At 59.0% G+C, this 15254-nt stretch carries 14 protein-coding genes; 9 read left to right on the top strand and 5 right to left on the bottom strand.

Annotated features, from left to right (window positions below; genetic code table 11):
- The first annotated feature begins 40 nt into the window (after positions 1–40).
- Together ACIQU2_RS26465 and ACIQU2_RS26460 are read left to right on the top strand one after the other, a co-directional pair.
- Positions 41–529 carry a GFA family protein gene (locus ACIQU2_RS26465; RefSeq protein ID WP_403145121.1) on the top strand — a complete coding sequence of 163 codons (489 nt, stop codon included), beginning with the start codon at positions 41–43 and terminating at the stop codon, positions 527–529.
- 100 nt (positions 530–629) lie between these two features.
- A complete protein-coding gene (locus tag ACIQU2_RS26460) occupies positions 630–1418 on the top strand; it encodes a MipA/OmpV family protein (protein ID WP_403145119.1) in 789 nt (262 codons plus the stop codon).
- 135 nt (positions 1419–1553) lie between these two features.
- Here ACIQU2_RS26460 and ACIQU2_RS26455 read toward each other — a convergent pair whose 3' ends face one another.
- From ACIQU2_RS26455 to ACIQU2_RS26445, 3 genes are all read right to left on the bottom strand, one after another.
- The gene (locus ACIQU2_RS26455; protein ID WP_403145117.1) at positions 1554–2840 is read right to left on the bottom strand and encodes an ATP-binding protein; all 1287 of its coding nucleotides are present in this window, start codon (positions 2838–2840) and stop codon (positions 1554–1556) included.
- Positions 2841–3548: a winged helix-turn-helix domain-containing protein gene (locus ACIQU2_RS26450; protein WP_403145174.1), complete on the bottom strand. Its 708-nt coding sequence runs from the start codon at positions 3546–3548 to the stop codon at positions 2841–2843.
- 245 nt (positions 3549–3793) lie between these two features.
- Positions 3794–4402 carry a tRNA-(ms[2]io[6]A)-hydroxylase gene (locus tag ACIQU2_RS26445; protein ID WP_046032069.1) on the bottom strand — a complete coding sequence of 203 codons (609 nt, stop codon included), beginning with the start codon at positions 4400–4402 and terminating at the stop codon, positions 3794–3796.
- Between the two features lie 160 nt (positions 4403–4562).
- On the opposite strand from ACIQU2_RS26445, the gene ACIQU2_RS26440 reads away from it, so the two are divergent.
- Positions 4563–5426: a universal stress protein gene (locus ACIQU2_RS26440; protein ID WP_347805534.1), complete on the top strand. Its 864-nt coding sequence runs from the start codon at positions 4563–4565 to the stop codon at positions 5424–5426.
- A 94-nt stretch (positions 5427–5520) separates the two neighbouring features.
- On the opposite strand, the gene ACIQU2_RS26435 is transcribed toward ACIQU2_RS26440, so the two are convergent.
- On the bottom strand, positions 5521–5991 hold the full coding sequence (locus ACIQU2_RS26435) for a DUF1289 domain-containing protein (protein WP_008149863.1): 471 nt from the start codon (positions 5989–5991) through the stop codon (positions 5521–5523).
- 408 nt (positions 5992–6399) lie between these two features.
- Here ACIQU2_RS26435 and acnB point away from each other — a divergent pair, with 408 nt between their 5' ends.
- A complete protein-coding gene (gene acnB, locus ACIQU2_RS26430) occupies positions 6400–9009 on the top strand; it encodes a bifunctional aconitate hydratase 2/2-methylisocitrate dehydratase (protein ID WP_403145173.1) in 2610 nt (869 codons plus the stop codon).
- A 161-nt stretch (positions 9010–9170) separates the two neighbouring features.
- Here the strand turns inward: acnB and ACIQU2_RS26425 are convergent, their stop codons facing one another.
- Entirely contained in the window at positions 9171–10451 is a 1281-nt protein-coding gene (locus ACIQU2_RS26425) for a serine/threonine transporter (RefSeq protein ID WP_347805533.1), read from the bottom strand.
- Between the two features lie 269 nt (positions 10452–10720).
- Here ACIQU2_RS26425 and ACIQU2_RS26420 point away from each other — a divergent pair, with 269 nt between their 5' ends.
- The 5 genes from ACIQU2_RS26420 to ACIQU2_RS26400 all read left to right on the top strand — a co-directional run bounded on the left by ACIQU2_RS26420 (position 10721) and on the right by ACIQU2_RS26400 (position 14980).
- Positions 10721–11104: a tautomerase family protein gene (locus tag ACIQU2_RS26420; protein WP_046048875.1), complete on the top strand. Its 384-nt coding sequence runs from the start codon at positions 10721–10723 to the stop codon at positions 11102–11104.
- A gap of 31 nt (positions 11105–11135) precedes the next feature.
- Positions 11136–11753, top strand: a complete 618-nt coding sequence (locus ACIQU2_RS26415) for a TetR/AcrR family transcriptional regulator (protein ID WP_403145114.1) — start codon at positions 11136–11138, stop codon at positions 11751–11753.
- 254 nt (positions 11754–12007) lie between these two features.
- Positions 12008–12967: a 2-hydroxyacid dehydrogenase gene (locus ACIQU2_RS26410; RefSeq protein ID WP_403145112.1), complete on the top strand. Its 960-nt coding sequence runs from the start codon at positions 12008–12010 to the stop codon at positions 12965–12967.
- Positions 12968–13111: 144 nt separating this feature from the next.
- Positions 13112–14179 carry a phosphotransferase family protein gene (locus tag ACIQU2_RS26405; RefSeq protein ID WP_403145109.1) on the top strand — a complete coding sequence of 356 codons (1068 nt, stop codon included), beginning with the start codon at positions 13112–13114 and terminating at the stop codon, positions 14177–14179.
- A 33-nt stretch (positions 14180–14212) separates the two neighbouring features.
- Positions 14213–14980: an SDR family oxidoreductase gene (locus tag ACIQU2_RS26400; protein WP_008149805.1), complete on the top strand. Its 768-nt coding sequence runs from the start codon at positions 14213–14215 to the stop codon at positions 14978–14980.
- Positions 14981–15254 lie beyond the last annotated feature (274 nt).

Genomic DNA, 15254 nt, shown 5'->3' with positions numbered 1-15254 from the left:
AGGCTGTCTTGGGCAAGCCCAACTCCCGCCGGAGGTTCCCATGCAGCTCGAAGGCTCCTGCCATTGCGGCGCGGTGTCGTTCAGTTTGACCAGCGCCAACCCCTACCCGTATCAGCGTTGTTACTGCTCGATCTGCCGCAAGACTCAGGGCGGCGGCGGCTACGCGATCAATATTGCTGGTGATGCCAACAGCCTGAAAGTGCGAGGGCGCAAGCACGTTGCGATTTACCGTGCGCGGCTCAAGGATGAAGGCGAGAAGCGCGCCCACCGCAGCAGCCTGGAGCGACATTTCTGCTCGGCCTGCGGCTCGGGCTTATGGATATTCAGCCCCGAGTGGCCAGAGTTGATTCACCCGTTTGCGTCGGCCATCGACACCCCGCTGCCGGTGCCACCGGAACATACGCATTTGTTGCTCGGCTCCAAGGCTCCTTGGGTCGAGGCAGAGGTGCAGCCTGGCGACAAACAGTTCGATATTTTTCCCGAAGAATCCATCGCCGAGTGGCATGAGCGCCTGGGTTTGAGCCGCTAGGCCGGTTCACAGTCTTTGACAGTTTTCCGACAAAGCTGTCAAAGATTGCTGCCCGGCAGCCGCCTAGCATGGGCGCATACAAACTCCCACGGGTGCTCCCATGTTTCGCTCGCTATCTCTGTCGTTGACTTCGCTTTGCCTGCTCATTCCCACTGACTCTTTGCGTGCTGAAGACTGGCGCTACACCTTGCGGGCCGGTGCAGCCAGCGTGCCCCGTTACAGCGGCAGTGACGAACGCGTGGTAGCGCCGCTGCTGGGCGGTGAAATCGTCAGCCCTTACGGATTCTTTCTGGACACTGAAAAGGGTCTGGGCTGGGCGTTTGACGAGGACGACTTCGGCCTCAGCGTGTACATCGGCGCCAGTGATGTGCGCAAGGATCGCAAGACCGGGTTCAAAGGTTCGGATGAGCTGAACGGCATGGGCTCGATCAAGTCGCGCCCGGCGCTGGGGCTGGACGGGACTTACCACATGGGGCCGATTATTCTCGGTGCGAGCTTTGAGCACGCCTTGGAAAAAGACGATGACGATCATGACACCGGCTCGGCGTGGAACCGGTTGAAACTGAGCATCAGCGCGCCGTTTTACGAAGGTGACTATGGCAAGGTCGTGGGCAGCCTCAATAGCCAGTTTGGTGACAGTAATTACGTGCGCACCTGGTACGGCGTCAGCGATGCCCAAGCGTCGCGCAGTCAGTTCAGGGCTTATGACACACATGGCGGGCTGGTGAGTCGCGGGGCGGATTTGACCTGGTCGCTGCCGATCAATGATGAATGGAGTTTTACGACGGTGCTGGCGGTGCAATATCTGGCCAACGATGCGGCGGATAGCCCGATTGTTGAGCGGCGGATGCAGACATCGTTGGCTGGGCAGGTTGTGTACACCTTCTGACCATGCGGTGTTACTGGTGGCCTCTTCGCGGGCAAGCCCGCTACCACAGGGGTTTGTGTCGTTCGCATAATTTGTGTACGACTCGATCCTGTGGGAGCGGGCTTGCCCGCGAAGGGGTCCGCAAGAGCGGCACAATTAATCCAGGTGCGCCCAGGTCATGCGAAACGACGCCCCGCCCCACGGCGAGTCCGCCACTTCCACTTGCCCGCCATGGGATTGCGATACCCGCCGCACCAGCGCCAGCCCCAGGCCGAAGCCGCCAGTGCGGCGGTCGCGGCTGGCGTCCAGGCGCGAGAACGGTTCGAAGATTTTCTCCCGCCCGTCCATCGGCACGCCCGGCCCGTCGTCGTTGACCCGCACTTCGTAGTCATCACCGGTGAGCACCAACGACACTTCCACCCGCTCATCGGCATAACGAATGGCATTGCGCAGCAGGTTGATCACCGCCCGGGCCATGAAACGCGGTTCGATACGAACCTGATCGACCTGACACTCGACAATCAGCAATTGCACGCCGGCGGCTTCAGCTTCCAGCGCGACGCTGCCGACCACGCTGTCGAGCCAACTGCTGGCCTGAATGTTTTCCCGAGTGATCACCGTGGCGCCGCGCTCGAGGCTGGCATAGGTGAGCAGTTCGGACACCATCTCTTCCAGTTCGCCGAGGTCGGCGTACATGTCGGCAATCAGTTCACGGTTTTGGGCCGGATCGGGTTGCTGCTTGAGTTGATCGAGCTCGAACGACAGCCGGGCAATCGGAGTGCGCAGCTCGTGGGACACCGCGTTGGTCAGCTCGCGCTGATTGGCAATCAGACCTTCGATGCGCGCCGCCATCAGGTTGAAGTGTTCGGCCAGGTCGCGAATGTTCGAGCGCTTGGACAGCTGGATCCGCGACGACAGGTCGTTATCACCAAAACGCTCGGCCGCCAGACGCAGCTTTTCCAGGTCGCGCCAGTGCGGCCTTACCCAGAAAAACAGCACGATGCCGATCAGCCCGGCCAGCATCAGGTACGCGGCGCAGATGTAGAACGGCATCAGGCTCGGCTCGGCCGGCAGCTTGATACTCAACAGTTGAGAGCCGCCGTCGATCGAAGAAATGAACTGGGTGTACTTCTCCCGAATCACCAGTTTCCCTTCGGCCAACAGGGCTTTTTCACGATCATCGAGAGCCAATGCCGCGGACTCGACCAGGCTCAGCCCCAAGCCATAATGCGGGCGCAACACATCCAGCTGTTGTTCGCGTCCCCGGCCTTCGAGCCCGCGTAGTTGTTCCACCAGCGAATAAGCCTGGCCACGGACCGCCTCGCGGTTATAGGCCTGCATCTGCCCATCGAGCAGTGCATTAAACGTGTGCTCAACCGTCTGCAATGCCAACACCAACCCCACAGCCAGCACCAGGTACAACCCCAAAAATAACCGCAGCATTTACAACTCCCACGCAAACGGATTGAACAGGTAACCCTTGCCCCAGATGGTCTTGATGCACACCGGTTCTCGAGGGTTGTCCTTGAGCTTGCCCCGCAGTTTGCTGATGTAGACGTCGACGCTGCGGTTGAGACCGTCGAACGCAATGCCACGCATGCGGTTGAGGATGTCGTCACGGGACAGAATCTTGCCGGCGGCGCTGGCCAGCAACCACAGCAGTTCGAACTCCATGGTGGTGAGTTCGATGCCCTCACCCGCCAGCCGCACTTCGCGACAGCTGCGGTCGATGCTCAGATGGCCGAATTCCAGAGCGCTGCACACGCCGCTGTCCGGCGTCTGGCGGCGTTGCAAGGCGCGTAACCGGGCCAGCAGAACCGGCGGTTTGATCGGTTTGATCACGTAGTCATCGGCGCCGGACTCCAGCCCGAGGATGTGATCAAGGTCGTCTTCCTTGGCGGTCAGAATGACGATCGGCGTGTCGGATACGCTGCGGATCTCGCGGCACACGTGCAGACCGCTCTGGCCCGGCAGCATCAGGTCGAGCACGACGATTTTCGGTTTGAATTCGAGGAACGCGGCCAATGCGAGGTCGCCGCGGTGCACCTGCCGGACCTCAAAGCCATGTTGTGACAGGAAATGCGCGATCAGCCCGGCGAGCTTTTCGTCGTCTTCCACCAGCAGTACTTTGCCAAAACCCAGGTTATCCATAACGCCCGTCTGCCAACCCTTGCGTGAAGTGGCCGGCATTATGGTGCCAATCGGTGACCGGACGGTTATCGCAGGCAGCAAAAACCGGCCACGGGGGCCGGTTTTCGGAGATGTTTCATTCTTTTAAGAGTTTTTAACAATTCAGACGTAAAAAATCGCAGCCTCGTTTCACTCGACAGCTCCTACATTGGAATGCATTTCCTGTAGGAGCTGTCGAGTGAAACGAGGCTGCGATCTTTTGATCTTCATGCCGCGGCTGGCACACCGCTGTGGAAACGAAACTCCACGTCCGGCGACTCGATCAGCTCTTGCTCGGCGGCGCGAACCTTGTCGATCACCTGGGCGATGTCCTTGGCGTCTCCGTACTGGTACGCCAGTTTCAGGTAACCCTGGAAATGTCGGGCCTCGCTTTTCAGCAGACCGAAGTAGAACTTGCCCAGCTCTTCGTCCAGATGCGGCACCAGCGCTTCGAAACGTTCGCAGCTGCGGGCTTCGATAAAGGCGCCGACCACCAGGGTGTCCACCAGTTTGACCGGCTCGTGGCTGCGCACCACTTTGCGCAGGCCCGAAGCGTAGCGCCCGGCAGACAGCTGACGCAGCTCGATCTTGCGCTTTTTCATCAGGCGCATGACCTGTTCGTGGTGCACCAGCTCTTCCCGGGCCAGACGCGACATCAGGTTGATCAGATCGACGTGGGAGTGATACTTGGCGATCAGGCTCAACGCGGTACTGGCGGCCTTGAATTCACAGTTTTTGTGATCGATCAGCAGGGTTTCCTGATCTGCCAGCGCGGCCTGAACCCAGCCATCGGGGGTGCGGCAGCCGAGGAACTCGTGAATTTCGGGAAGGATCATGGGGCTCACGGATAAGAGGTTCAAAATCGAAGGGCGCCGATTATACCGGCCTGCCGGCAGACCACCAGTCGCGACCGTTGATATACATCAAGTCCCGAATGGCCAGCCAGCAACTATAGTTGTCCAACGCAGCATTTTTTACTTCATGGAGATCCCGATCATGCAAGCCATTCGCAGCATTCTGGTGGTCCTCGAACCTGAACACTCGGAAAGCCTGGCGCTCAAACGGGCCAAACTGATTGCCGGCGTGACCCAGGCTCATTTGCATCTGCTGGTCTGCGACCGCAAGCATGACCACAGCGGCATGTTGGGCGTGCTCAAGGCCGCGCTGATCGAGGACGGCTACAGCGTCACCACCGAGCAGGCCTGGAACGAAAGCCTGCACGAAACCATCGTCGATGTGCAGCAGGCTGAAGGCTGCGGACTGGTGGTCAAGCAGCATTACCCCGACAGTCCGCTGAAAAAAGCCCTGCTGACCCCGGCGGACTGGAAACTGCTGCGTTACTGCCCGACGCCGGTGCTGCTGGTCAAAACCTCGAAACCCTGGACAGGCGGCGTCATTCTGGCGGCGATCGATGTCGGTAATACCGACGCCGAACACCGTACGCTGCACGCCGCCATCATCGATCACGGTTATGACATCGCCAGCCTGGCCAAGGCCCATTTACACGTGGTCAGCGCCCATCCGTCGCCGATGCTGTCGGCGGCCGACCCGACGTTGCAGCTCAGCGAAACCATCGAGGCGCGCTATCGCGAACAGTGCAAATCGTTTCAGGCCGAGTTCGACATTGATGACGAGCACCTGCATATCGAGGAAGGTCCGGCGGATGTGTTGATTCCGTTCATTGTTCACAAGCTGCAGGCGGCGGTGACGGTGATTGGCACTGTCGCGCGGTCCGGGTTGTCGGGAGCGTTGATCGGTAACACGGCGGAAGTGGTGCTGGATGCGGTGGAGAGCGATGTGCTGGTGCTGAAGCCGGATACGATCATGGACCATCTGGAGGAGATTGTGACCCAGCATTAAGCAAGATCAAAAGATCGCAGCCTTCGGCAGCTCCTACATGAATCGCATCCCTCTGTAGGAGCTGCCGAAGGCTGCGATCTTTTGACTTTAAAAATCAGCCGCCGAAGGCGTCTTTGAGAAAGCCCGGCGCAATGTAGCGCTGGTAATGCGCCTCGGAGAGCAAAAAGAACTCCCGATCAATGGCATCCCGCAGTTCCGGCAGGTTCCAGTCGCGAAACTCCGGCATCAGCACCATCCCGTAGGCTTCCAGGTTGTTGATGACCCGCGCGCCCCGGGCGATCAGCTGATACGCCCAGCAATATTCCGACTGATGCGGCACAAAGCGGATCTTGCGCTGCTCCAGTTGCAGACGCAGGCGCTGGGGATCGAAAACTTCAAGCTTGCTGGCCATCACCTGGGACAGCAGCAGCTCAAGACGCAGCCACACCGCGCGCTTTTCCTCCTCGTTGTAACCATTCCAGTTGATCACTTCATGATGGAAACGCTTGCAGCCACGGCACACCAAATCACCGTAAACAGTGGAGCAGAGGCCGACGCAGGGGGTCTTGATGGTCTGATTGGGCATAGGTTGGGAGAGCACGGGAAAGCAGAACAGGTCGGCATGTTAGCCCTTTGTCTAACATTCATCACCCCTCAATCTTGAGGGCCTAACTTACCTTTAATTTTTTTTTGCCGTAGAATCAGCCAGCCTTTTAAGGCGCCAATGTCCGTTAGAAGCTGTTTTCAAAGCGTCACGAGCACAGTCGTTCCTTCAGAGCGGAGTTGGCGAAGGGTTTTTCCAGCGGGGAAAAGCTCTACGCCAACCCTCATCAGCTCCCCGTTCTGCAGGCGTAAAACTTTGAAAGCAGCTTCTGTAAGGAATTGTCGGTAATTCTGGCTAAGTGGCCCACAACGCCACGCAGCGCATGAGTACGGCAATTTCGGGATGAGCGTCCCGGACACCCATTTGGGACCACTGATGAGGGTAATAACTGTGCTTGAAGCCTACCGCAAACATATCGAAGAGCGTGCAGCACTGGGTATCGTTCCCCAGCCGCTTAACGCCGAACAAACTGCAGGCCTGGTCGAGCTGCTGAAGAATCCCCCGGCTGGCGAAGAAGCTTTCCTCGTTGACCTGATCACCAATCGCATTCCACCAGGTGTGGACGAAGCAGCCTATGTAAAGGCCGGTTTCCTGTCTGCCCTTGCTAAAGGCGAAGCAAAATCCCCTCTGATCGACAAGAAACGCGCTGTTGAACTGCTCGGCACCATGCAGGGCGGCTACAACATCGTGACTCTGGTTAATCTGCTGGACGACGCCGAACTGGCACCAGTCGCTGCCGAAGAACTCAAGCACACCCTGCTGATGTTCGACGCTTTCCACGACGTCGCTGAAAAAGCCAAGAACGGCAACGTTCACGCTAAAGGCGTGCTGCAATCCTGGGCTGACGGCGAGTGGTTCAAAAACCGCCCTGTCCTGGCCGACAAGATCAGCCTGCGCGTGTTCAAGGTCACCGGCGAAACCAACACCGACGACCTGTCCCCTGCCCCGGACGCCTGGTCCCGCCCGGACATCCCGCTGCACGCCCTCGCCATGCTGAAAATGGCCCGTGAAGGCATCGTGCCTGACGCCCAGGGCGTCACCGGTCCGATGAAGCAGATCGAAGAGATGCGCGGTCAAGGCTTCCCGATCGCCTACGTCGGCGACGTGGTCGGTACCGGTTCTTCGCGTAAATCCGCCACCAACTCGGTGCTGTGGTTCTTCGGCGACGACGTTCCGTTCATCCCGAACAAGCGTGCTGGCGGTTTCTGCTTCGGCAACAAGATCGCTCCAATCTTCTACAACACCATGGAAGATGCTGGCGCACTGCCAATCGAGTTCGACGTTACCAACATGAACATGGGCGACGTGATCGACCTGTACCCGCATGCTGGCAAAGTCTGCAAACACGGCACTGACGAAGTCCTGACCACCTTCGAAATGAAGACGCCGGTGCTGTTGGACGAAGTTCGTGCTGGCGGCCGTATCCCGCTGATCATCGGCCGCGGCCTGACCGACAAGGCCCGTGCCGAATTGGGCCTGGGCCCTACCGACCTGTTCAAACTGCCTGAAGCACCTGTCGACACCGGCAAGGGCTTCACCCTGGCGCAGAAAATGGTCGGCAAGGCTTGTGGCCTGCCAGAAGGCAAAGGCGTTCGCCCAGGTACTTACTGCGAACCGAAAATGACCACCGTCGGTTCTCAGGACACCACCGGTCCGATGACCCGTGACGAACTGAAAGACCTGGCGTGCCTGGGCTTCTCGACCGATCTGGTGATGCAGTCCTTCTGCCACACCGCGGCCTATCCAAAGCCGATCGACGTGACCACCCACCACACCCTGCCAGACTTCATCATGACCCGCGGCGGCGTTTCCCTGCGTCCGGGCGACGGCATCATCCACAGCTGGCTGAACCGCATGCTGCTGCCGGACACCGTCGGTACCGGTGGTGACTCGCACACCCGTTTCCCGATGGGCATTTCGTTCCCGGCCGGTTCCGGTCTGGTAGCGTTCGCCGCCGCCACCGGCGTTATGCCGCTGGACATGCCGGAATCGATCCTGGTGCGCTTCAAAGGCACAATGCAACCGGGCGTCACCTTGCGTGACCTGGTTCACGCCATTCCTTACTTCGCGATTCAGGCTGGCCTGCTGACCGTCGAGAAGAAAGGCAAGAAGAACGCCTTCTCCGGCCGCATTCTGGAAATCGAAGGCCTGGACAACCTGAGCATCGAGCAAGCGTTCGAGCTGTCCGACGCCTCGGCCGAACGTTCGGCTGCCGGTTGCACCATCAAGCTGTCGAAAGAGTCGATCACCGAGTACCTGAGCTCCAACGTCACCCTGCTGCGCTGGATGATCGGCGAAGGCTACGGCGATGCGCGTACCCTGGAACGTCGTGCTCAAGCGATGGAAGCCTGGATCGCCAACCCTGAGTTGATGGTTGCCGATGCTGACGCCGAATACGCTGAAATCATCGAAATCGACCTGGCCGACATCAAAGAGCCTGTGCTCTGCGCGCCAAACGATCCGGACGACGCCCGTCTGCTGTCCAGCGTTGCTGGCGAGAAGATCGACGAAGTGTTCATCGGTTCGTGCATGACCAACATCGGCCACTTCCGCGCTGCCGGTAAGTTGCTGGAACAGGTCAAAGGTCAGCTTCCAACCCGTCTGTGGCTGTCGCCGCCGACCAAAATGGACGCTCACCAGCTGACCGAAGAAGGCTACTACGGCATCTACGGCAAGGCCGGCGCTCGCATGGAAATGCCGGGCTGCTCGCTGTGCATGGGTAACCAGGCACGTGTAGAGCCGAACTCGACTGTTGTGTCGACGTCGACCCGTAACTTCCCGAACCGTCTGGGTGACGGCGCGAACGTCTACCTGGCTTCGGCCGAGCTGGCGTCTGTTGCTTCCATCCTGGGTCGCCTGCCGACCGTCGAGGAGTACATGGAATACGCTGGCAAGATCGACAGCATGGCGGCCGATGTTTACCGCTACCTGTCCTTCGACCAGATCGCCGAGTTCCGTGAAGCCGCTGCGAACGCCAACATCCCGGTCGTTCAAGCCTAACGCTGCAACGCAATAAAAAACGCCGCCCATCGTGAGATGAGCGGCGTTTTTTATGCCCCGGAATCAAAAGATCGCAGCCTGCGGCAGCTCCTACACAGACCGCATACAACCCCGATCCCAGTAGGAGCTGCCGCAGGCTGCGATCTTTTGATCTTTGCCTATCAGGCGCTCAGCGAATAGATCAACGCCGAAATCGCCACCAGGCCCACCGCCGTCACGAAGACGTTGGAAGCCTGACCGCGATAACGCGCCATGGCCGGAACCTTGCGAATCGCGTACATCGGCATCAGGAACAGGATCGCGGCGATAATCGGGCCACCGAGGGTTTCGATCATCCCGAGAATGCTCGGGTTCAGCGTGGCAACAATCCAGCAGACCACCAGCATGAAGGCGGCAGTCATGCGATCCAGGGTCTTCGGTGCCGGGCGCTTGCCACTCTTCACGATCAGACCTTTAAGACCTTCGCTGGCGCCGATGTAGTGACCCAGGAACGACTTGGAAATGGCCACAAACGCAATCAACGGTGCCGCGAAGGCGATGGTCGGGTTGCTGAAGTGGTTGGCCAGGTACGACAGGATCGACAGGTTCTGCGCCTTGGCTTCGGCCAATTGCGCCGGTGACAGTGTCAGCACGCAACTGAACACGAAGAACAGCACCATCACCACCATCAAGGCGTGGGCGCGGGACAGGATCTGCGAGCTGCGCTCTTCGGCGTGATCGCCATAACGACGTTTCTGGTCCACCGCGAACGCCGAGATGATCGGTGAATGGTTGAACGAGAACACCATCACCGGAATCGCCAGCCACAGCGTGTGCAGCAGTGCCGACGGTTCTGGCAGCGTCGACGCGGTGGCGAGAATGCCGCCGTTCCAGTGGGGAATCAGGAACACCGCGAGGAACAGCAGCGCAACAATGAACGGATAAACCATCAGGCTCATGGCCTTGACGATCACCTGCTCGCCGCAACGTACCACCGCCAACAGGCCGAGGATCAGCACCAACGACAGCACGGCGCGCGGTGGCGGCATGATGTGCAGTTGATGCTCGAGGAAACTGCCCACGGTATTGGTCAGGGCCACGCTATAGATCAGCAGGATCGGGAAGATCGCGAAGAAGTAAAGCAAGGTGATCAGCGCGCCAGCCTTGATCCCGAAGTGCTCTTCCACGACTTCAGTGATGTCCGCGCCTTCGCGTCCGGACAACACAAAACGTGTCAGGCCACGGTGTGCGTAAAACGTCATAGGGAACGCCAACACCGCCAGGACCAGCAACGGCCAGAAGCCGCCCAGACCCGCGTTGATCGGCAAAAACAGCGTGCCAGCCCCGATGGCCGTGCCAAACAGGCCCAGCATCCAGGTGGTGTCATGGCGATTCCAGCTCTCAAGCGTCGCTGGTGTCGCCGATACATAGCGTTCGTCGACGCTATTGGCCTGATCATTCATCCGGTGGGATCTCCGCATTCCGGTCAGTTGCTACCCGGTCAGGACGAGTCGGAAAAATCCGACAGGCAACGCCCTGGCCGAAACAGGGGCGCGATTGTCCGGGATTAATGAGCAGAAGCAAAGACTTAGCTGAGGAGTGGTTGTGCGGATCAGATCCTCTGGCACCCGTTATTAAATAGATGTTTTAAAAAATCTATTTAATAAAGGATTGCCGTCATGTAATTTCGATCCCGACTGCTGACCGGCAACCCTAATTTCGGAGCCCTCTCATGCCACTCGTTCGCGTCGACATCAAGAAGCATCAAGACCCGACTCACGCCAAACGTGTCGGGCAATTGATCTACGCCGCCATGCACAGCGCCATTGGCGTGCCGGAGAACGATAACTTCCAGATTCTGGCCGAGCACGATGAACAGCATTTCATCTTTGATCCCGGCTACCTGGGCATCAATCGCACCGACAATCTGGTGGTGATTCAGATCACCCTGAGCGAAGGACGCACCATCGAGCAGAAAAAACTCCTCTACAAAACCATTGCCGAGAGCCTTAACGCGGAACTGGCGGTGCGCCTGGAAGATGTATTCATCAATCTGGTGGAGGTAAAGAAAGAGAACTGGTCGTTTGGCAACGGCATTGCTCAATACGCCAGCTGATTTCTACCTTTTATATACCTGTGAGCCGCCAATGCCCCGAGTCTCCCGCAAACAAGCAGAACTCAACCGCGAGATCATCGTCGAGGCCGCCACGCGTCTGTTTCGCGAACGTGGCCTGCACGGGATCAGTGTCGTCGATGTGATGGGCGCGGCCGGCCTCACCCATGGCGGGTTCTATGGTCACTTCGAATCCAGGGAAGCGCTGGCGCAAGAGGCGTGCAGCCGGGCGTTCACCCAATCGATGGAACGCTGGAAGCAGAAAATAGAGGATAACGACGACAGTCTCTCGGCTCGCGAGAGCATCATCGCGCCCTACCTGTCCGCGGCCAATCGCGATAATCCGGGCGAAAGCTGCCCGGTGACCGCGTTTGCCGGCGACATGTGCCATGAAACCGCTGAAAGCGGATTGCACCAGACCTACACCCAAGGGCTGGAGGCATTGTTGCAGATGCTGGCACCGCTGATGGGCGCAGATCAGCCCGAAACCAATCGGCAAAAAGCGTTGGTGGACTATTCGCTGATGGTCGGCGCCCTGACCCTGGCCCGTGCAACCCGGGGTGACGCCTTGTCAGATGACATTCTCGACGCAGCCCGGACATTTCTCACCTCGGACACGGCCGTTGAAAAGGCCGCGACGCCGACTGGCTGAGATAAACACAGCGCAGCGAACCCAAGGCCCCGCCAGCAATGGACGGGGCCTTGTTGTTTCTCCCGAACGGTGCCTTCGCAAAGGTGTTGAACACCGTGGATAGGTAAGCGCTACGGAACGTTCCTACACTGAGGTCGAAGGCCACAAGCCTGCTATCGTTGGTAAATGCCAAACCGTTGCGCAATCAGCAATTTGAAGCACCGTTTTGAAGCAACTTTCGAGCCCCGACTTTCCGATGCCCACAGGAGCCCAGCATGCCTGCAACCGTTCTGGTACTGGTTGAAACCATCAATGATTACCTGCCGATTCTCGAACATCAGGGTTTTCACCTGATTCTGGCTCCCACACCTGCCGAGCGCGCCGATGCCATTAAACGCCATGGCGCGCAGATCGATGCAGTGCTGACCCGCGGCCCGTTGGGCCTGTATGCCGACGAAATCGCCGCCCTGCCCAATCTCAAGATCATCTGCGTGATCGGCGCCGGCTACGAACACGTCGACCTGCAAGCGGCCGCCAACCGGGGCATTACGGTCACCAATGGCGCCGGAGTCAATGCCTCTTCAGTCGCCGACCATGCCATGGCGATGCTGCTGTCTCTGGTACGTGACATTCCCCGTTGCGACGCCGCCGTGCGCCGGGGTGAGTGGCCGAAAATCATGCGCCCGTCCCTGGCCGGCAAGCACCTGGGCATTCTGGGCCTCGGTGCGGTCGGCATGGCCATCGCCAAACGCGCCGCCCACGGCTTCGACATGACGGTCAGTTACCACAACCGCCAGCATCGCAGCGATGTGCCGTACAGCTTCCGCTCGACGCCCACCGAGTTGGCACGGGAATCAGACTTTTTGGTCGTCGCCACCCCCGGCGGCCTGGGCACCAAGCACCTGATCAACCGACAAGTACTCGACGCTTTGGGCCCCCAGGGGTTCATCGTCAACATCGCCCGGGCCAGCGTGATCGTCACCGCAGACCTTATCAGCTCGCTCGAGCAGCGCAGGATCGCCGGCGCTGCGCTGGATGTCTTCGACACAGAACCCCAAATACCCAACGCCTTCAAGGCGTTGGCCAATGTGATCCTCACCCCGCATGTCGCCGGCTTGTCCCCGGAAGCCACTCAAGGCACCGTGGAGCTGGTAGGTCGCAATCTGGTGGCGTTCTTCACCGGCAATCCGGTATTGACCCCGATTGCCCTGCCATCGACGACGAGCATGATCTGACCACCATTCAAACAGGTGTATCAAAAACAATGATTGCCCGGCAACACGCTCACCTATAAGGGCCGTTCGTGGTTGTGGGTGTCGGGCGTGCGCATTAGATTAGCCAATAGTCTCAGGCCTCCAAAATAAGCAGAAGGGATAAGCATGGCGCTTACTGATCAGTCCACCCGTATCCGCACCGGCGAAGAACTCGATGCCAGCCTGATCGATCCGTACCTCAAGGCCCACATTCCGGGCCTGAGTGGTTTGCCGCAGATCAGCCAGTTTCCAGGCGGTGCGTCGAACCTCACCTACTTGCTGGAATACCCCGAACAGGAGTTCGTCCTGCGTCGGCCGCCCTTTGGCCACAAGGCCAAGTCCGCCCACGACATGGGCCGCGAATTTCGCATCCTCAATCAGCTCCGTGATGGCTTTCCGTACTGCCCCAAAGCCTACGTGCACTGCACTGACGAATCGGTGATCGGCGCCGAGTTCTATGTGATGGAGCGGGTCAAGGGGATCATCCTGCGCTCCGAACTGCCGCCGGAACTGGGTCTGGATTCGGCGAAAACCGAAACGCTGTGCAAGAGTTTCATCGACAAATTCGTTGAGCTGCACCGGGTCGACTACAAAGCCTATGGCCTGGGCGACCTTGGCAAACCCGAAGGTTATGTCGCGCGACAGATCAAAGGCTGGAGCGATCGCTACGAGAAAGCCCTGACCCCGGACGCGCCGAAGTGGGAAGCAGTCAAAGCCTGGCTCAACGACAAGATGCCGGCCGATCACCCGACCTCCAGCATCGTCCACAACGACTACCGCTTCGACAACGTGATCCTCGACCCGAACAACCCGATGGACATCATCGGCGTGCTCGACTGGGAACTGACCACCCTCGGCGACCCGCTGATGGACCTGGGCAACACCCTCGCCTACTGGATCGAAGCCGACGACCCGGCACCGGTGCAACTGATGCGTCGCCAGCCGAGCCACGCCCCGGGCATGCTGACCCGCCGCGAGTTCGTCGACTACTACGCCGAGCGTTCAGGCATCCAGATCGACAACTTCGACGTCTACTACACCTACGGCCTGTTCCGCCTGGCCGGCATCGTGCAGCAGATCTACTACCGCTTCTTCCATGGTCAGACCCAGGACAAACGCTTCGCGCAGTTCATTCACATGAACAAACTGCTGGAGCAGATGAGCCTGCAAGTCATTTCGAAATCCAGCCTCTGATCACGCCACTGGCCCCAATAACAAGGAAAAACCATGTCCAAGACTCAGTTGTTCGACCTCGACGGCAAAATCGCATTCGTGTCTGGCGCCAGCCGTGGTATCGGTGAAGCCATCGCCAAACTGCTGGCCCAGCAAGGCGCCCACGTCATCGTCTCGAGCCGCAAACTCGACGGCTGCCAGCACGTGGCCGACGCGATCATCGCCGCTGGCGGCAAAGCCACTGCAGTGGCTTGCCACATAGGTGAAATGGAACAGATCAGCCAGGTCTTCGCCGGCATCCGCGAACAGTTCGGGCGCCTGGACATCCTGGTCAACAACGCGGCGACTAACCCGCAGTTCTGCAATGTACTGGACACCGACCTCAGCGCTTTCCAGAAAACCGTCGACGTGAATATCCGCGGTTACTTCTTCATGTCGGTGGAAGCCGGCAAGCTGATGCGCGAAAACGGCGGCGGCAGCATCATCAACGTCGCCTCGATCAACGGCATCTCGCCGGGGATCTTCCAGGGCATCTATTCGGTGACCAAAGCGGCGGTCATCAACATGACCAAAGTTTTCGCCAAGGAATGCGCGCAGTTCGGCATTCGCTGCAATGCGCTGCTGCCGGGTCTGACCGACACCAAATTTGCTTCGGCGCTGGTGAAAAACGAGGCTATTTTGAACACCGCGTTGCAACAGATTCCGCTCAAGCGTGTGGCGGATCCGAGTGAGATGGCGGGAGCGGTGTTGTATCTGGCCAGTGATGCGTCGAGTTACACCACTGGGGTTTCGTTGAATGTGGATGGTGGGTTCTTGTCCTGATCCGATTTACCGGATGAACAAAAGGCAGCCTTAGGGCTAATGCTGATCAGTTAAGCCATTTCAGCCGCAACGCAAACCTTGTAGCAGCTGGCGAAGCCTGCGTTCGGCTGCGGAGCAGTCGTGAAATCAGACGACGAGGTGCTTCAGGAAAACCTCGCGCTCAGGTTTTACGACTGCTCCGCAGCCGAACGCAGGCTTCGCCAGCTGCTATGTATGGACTCGCCCCCACTGTCTACCCGCTTTTGAAAAACCGCCGCCCCGTTGCATCTATGTA

The sequence above is a fragment of the Pseudomonas sp. NPDC098740 genome (assembly GCF_044760065.1).
GTDB lineage: Bacteria > Pseudomonadota > Gammaproteobacteria > Pseudomonadales > Pseudomonadaceae > Aquipseudomonas > Aquipseudomonas rossensis.
Note: the sequence above shows the minus strand (reverse complement) of the source record. Positions and strands in the feature narration are given on the sequence as shown.

Bases quoted from the DNA above. Each gene is read 5' to 3' on its own strand.
- ACIQU2_RS26445 (WP_046032069.1), bottom strand. From the start codon at position 4,402: ATGATCCTTCCCGAAATTCACGAGTTCCTCGGCTGCCGCACCCCCGAT.
- ACIQU2_RS26465 (WP_403145121.1), top strand. From the start codon at position 41: ATGCAGCTCGAAGGCTCCTGCCATTGCGGCGCGGTGTCGTTCAGTTTG.
- ACIQU2_RS26455 (WP_403145117.1), bottom strand. From the start codon at position 2,840: ATGCTGCGGTTATTTTTGGGGTTGTACCTGGTGCTGGCTGTGGGGTTG.
- ACIQU2_RS26460 (WP_403145119.1), top strand. From the start codon at position 630: ATGTTTCGCTCGCTATCTCTGTCGTTGACTTCGCTTTGCCTGCTCATT.
- ACIQU2_RS26415 (WP_403145114.1), top strand. From the start codon at position 11,136: ATGCCCCGAGTCTCCCGCAAACAAGCAGAACTCAACCGCGAGATCATC.
- ACIQU2_RS26450 (WP_403145174.1), bottom strand. From the start codon at position 3,548: ATGGATAACCTGGGTTTTGGCAAAGTACTGCTGGTGGAAGACGACGAA.
- ACIQU2_RS26420 (WP_046048875.1), top strand. From the start codon at position 10,721: ATGCCACTCGTTCGCGTCGACATCAAGAAGCATCAAGACCCGACTCAC.
- ACIQU2_RS26410 (WP_403145112.1), top strand. From the start codon at position 12,008: ATGCCTGCAACCGTTCTGGTACTGGTTGAAACCATCAATGATTACCTG.
- ACIQU2_RS26405 (WP_403145109.1), top strand. From the start codon at position 13,112: ATGGCGCTTACTGATCAGTCCACCCGTATCCGCACCGGCGAAGAACTC.
- ACIQU2_RS26440 (WP_347805534.1), top strand. From the start codon at position 4,563: ATGCAAGCCATTCGCAGCATTCTGGTGGTCCTCGAACCTGAACACTCG.
- ACIQU2_RS26425 (WP_347805533.1), bottom strand. From the start codon at position 10,451: ATGAATGATCAGGCCAATAGCGTCGACGAACGCTATGTATCGGCGACA.
- ACIQU2_RS26435 (WP_008149863.1), bottom strand. From the start codon at position 5,991: ATGCCCAATCAGACCATCAAGACCCCCTGCGTCGGCCTCTGCTCCACT.
- ACIQU2_RS26400 (WP_008149805.1), top strand. From the start codon at position 14,213: ATGTCCAAGACTCAGTTGTTCGACCTCGACGGCAAAATCGCATTCGTG.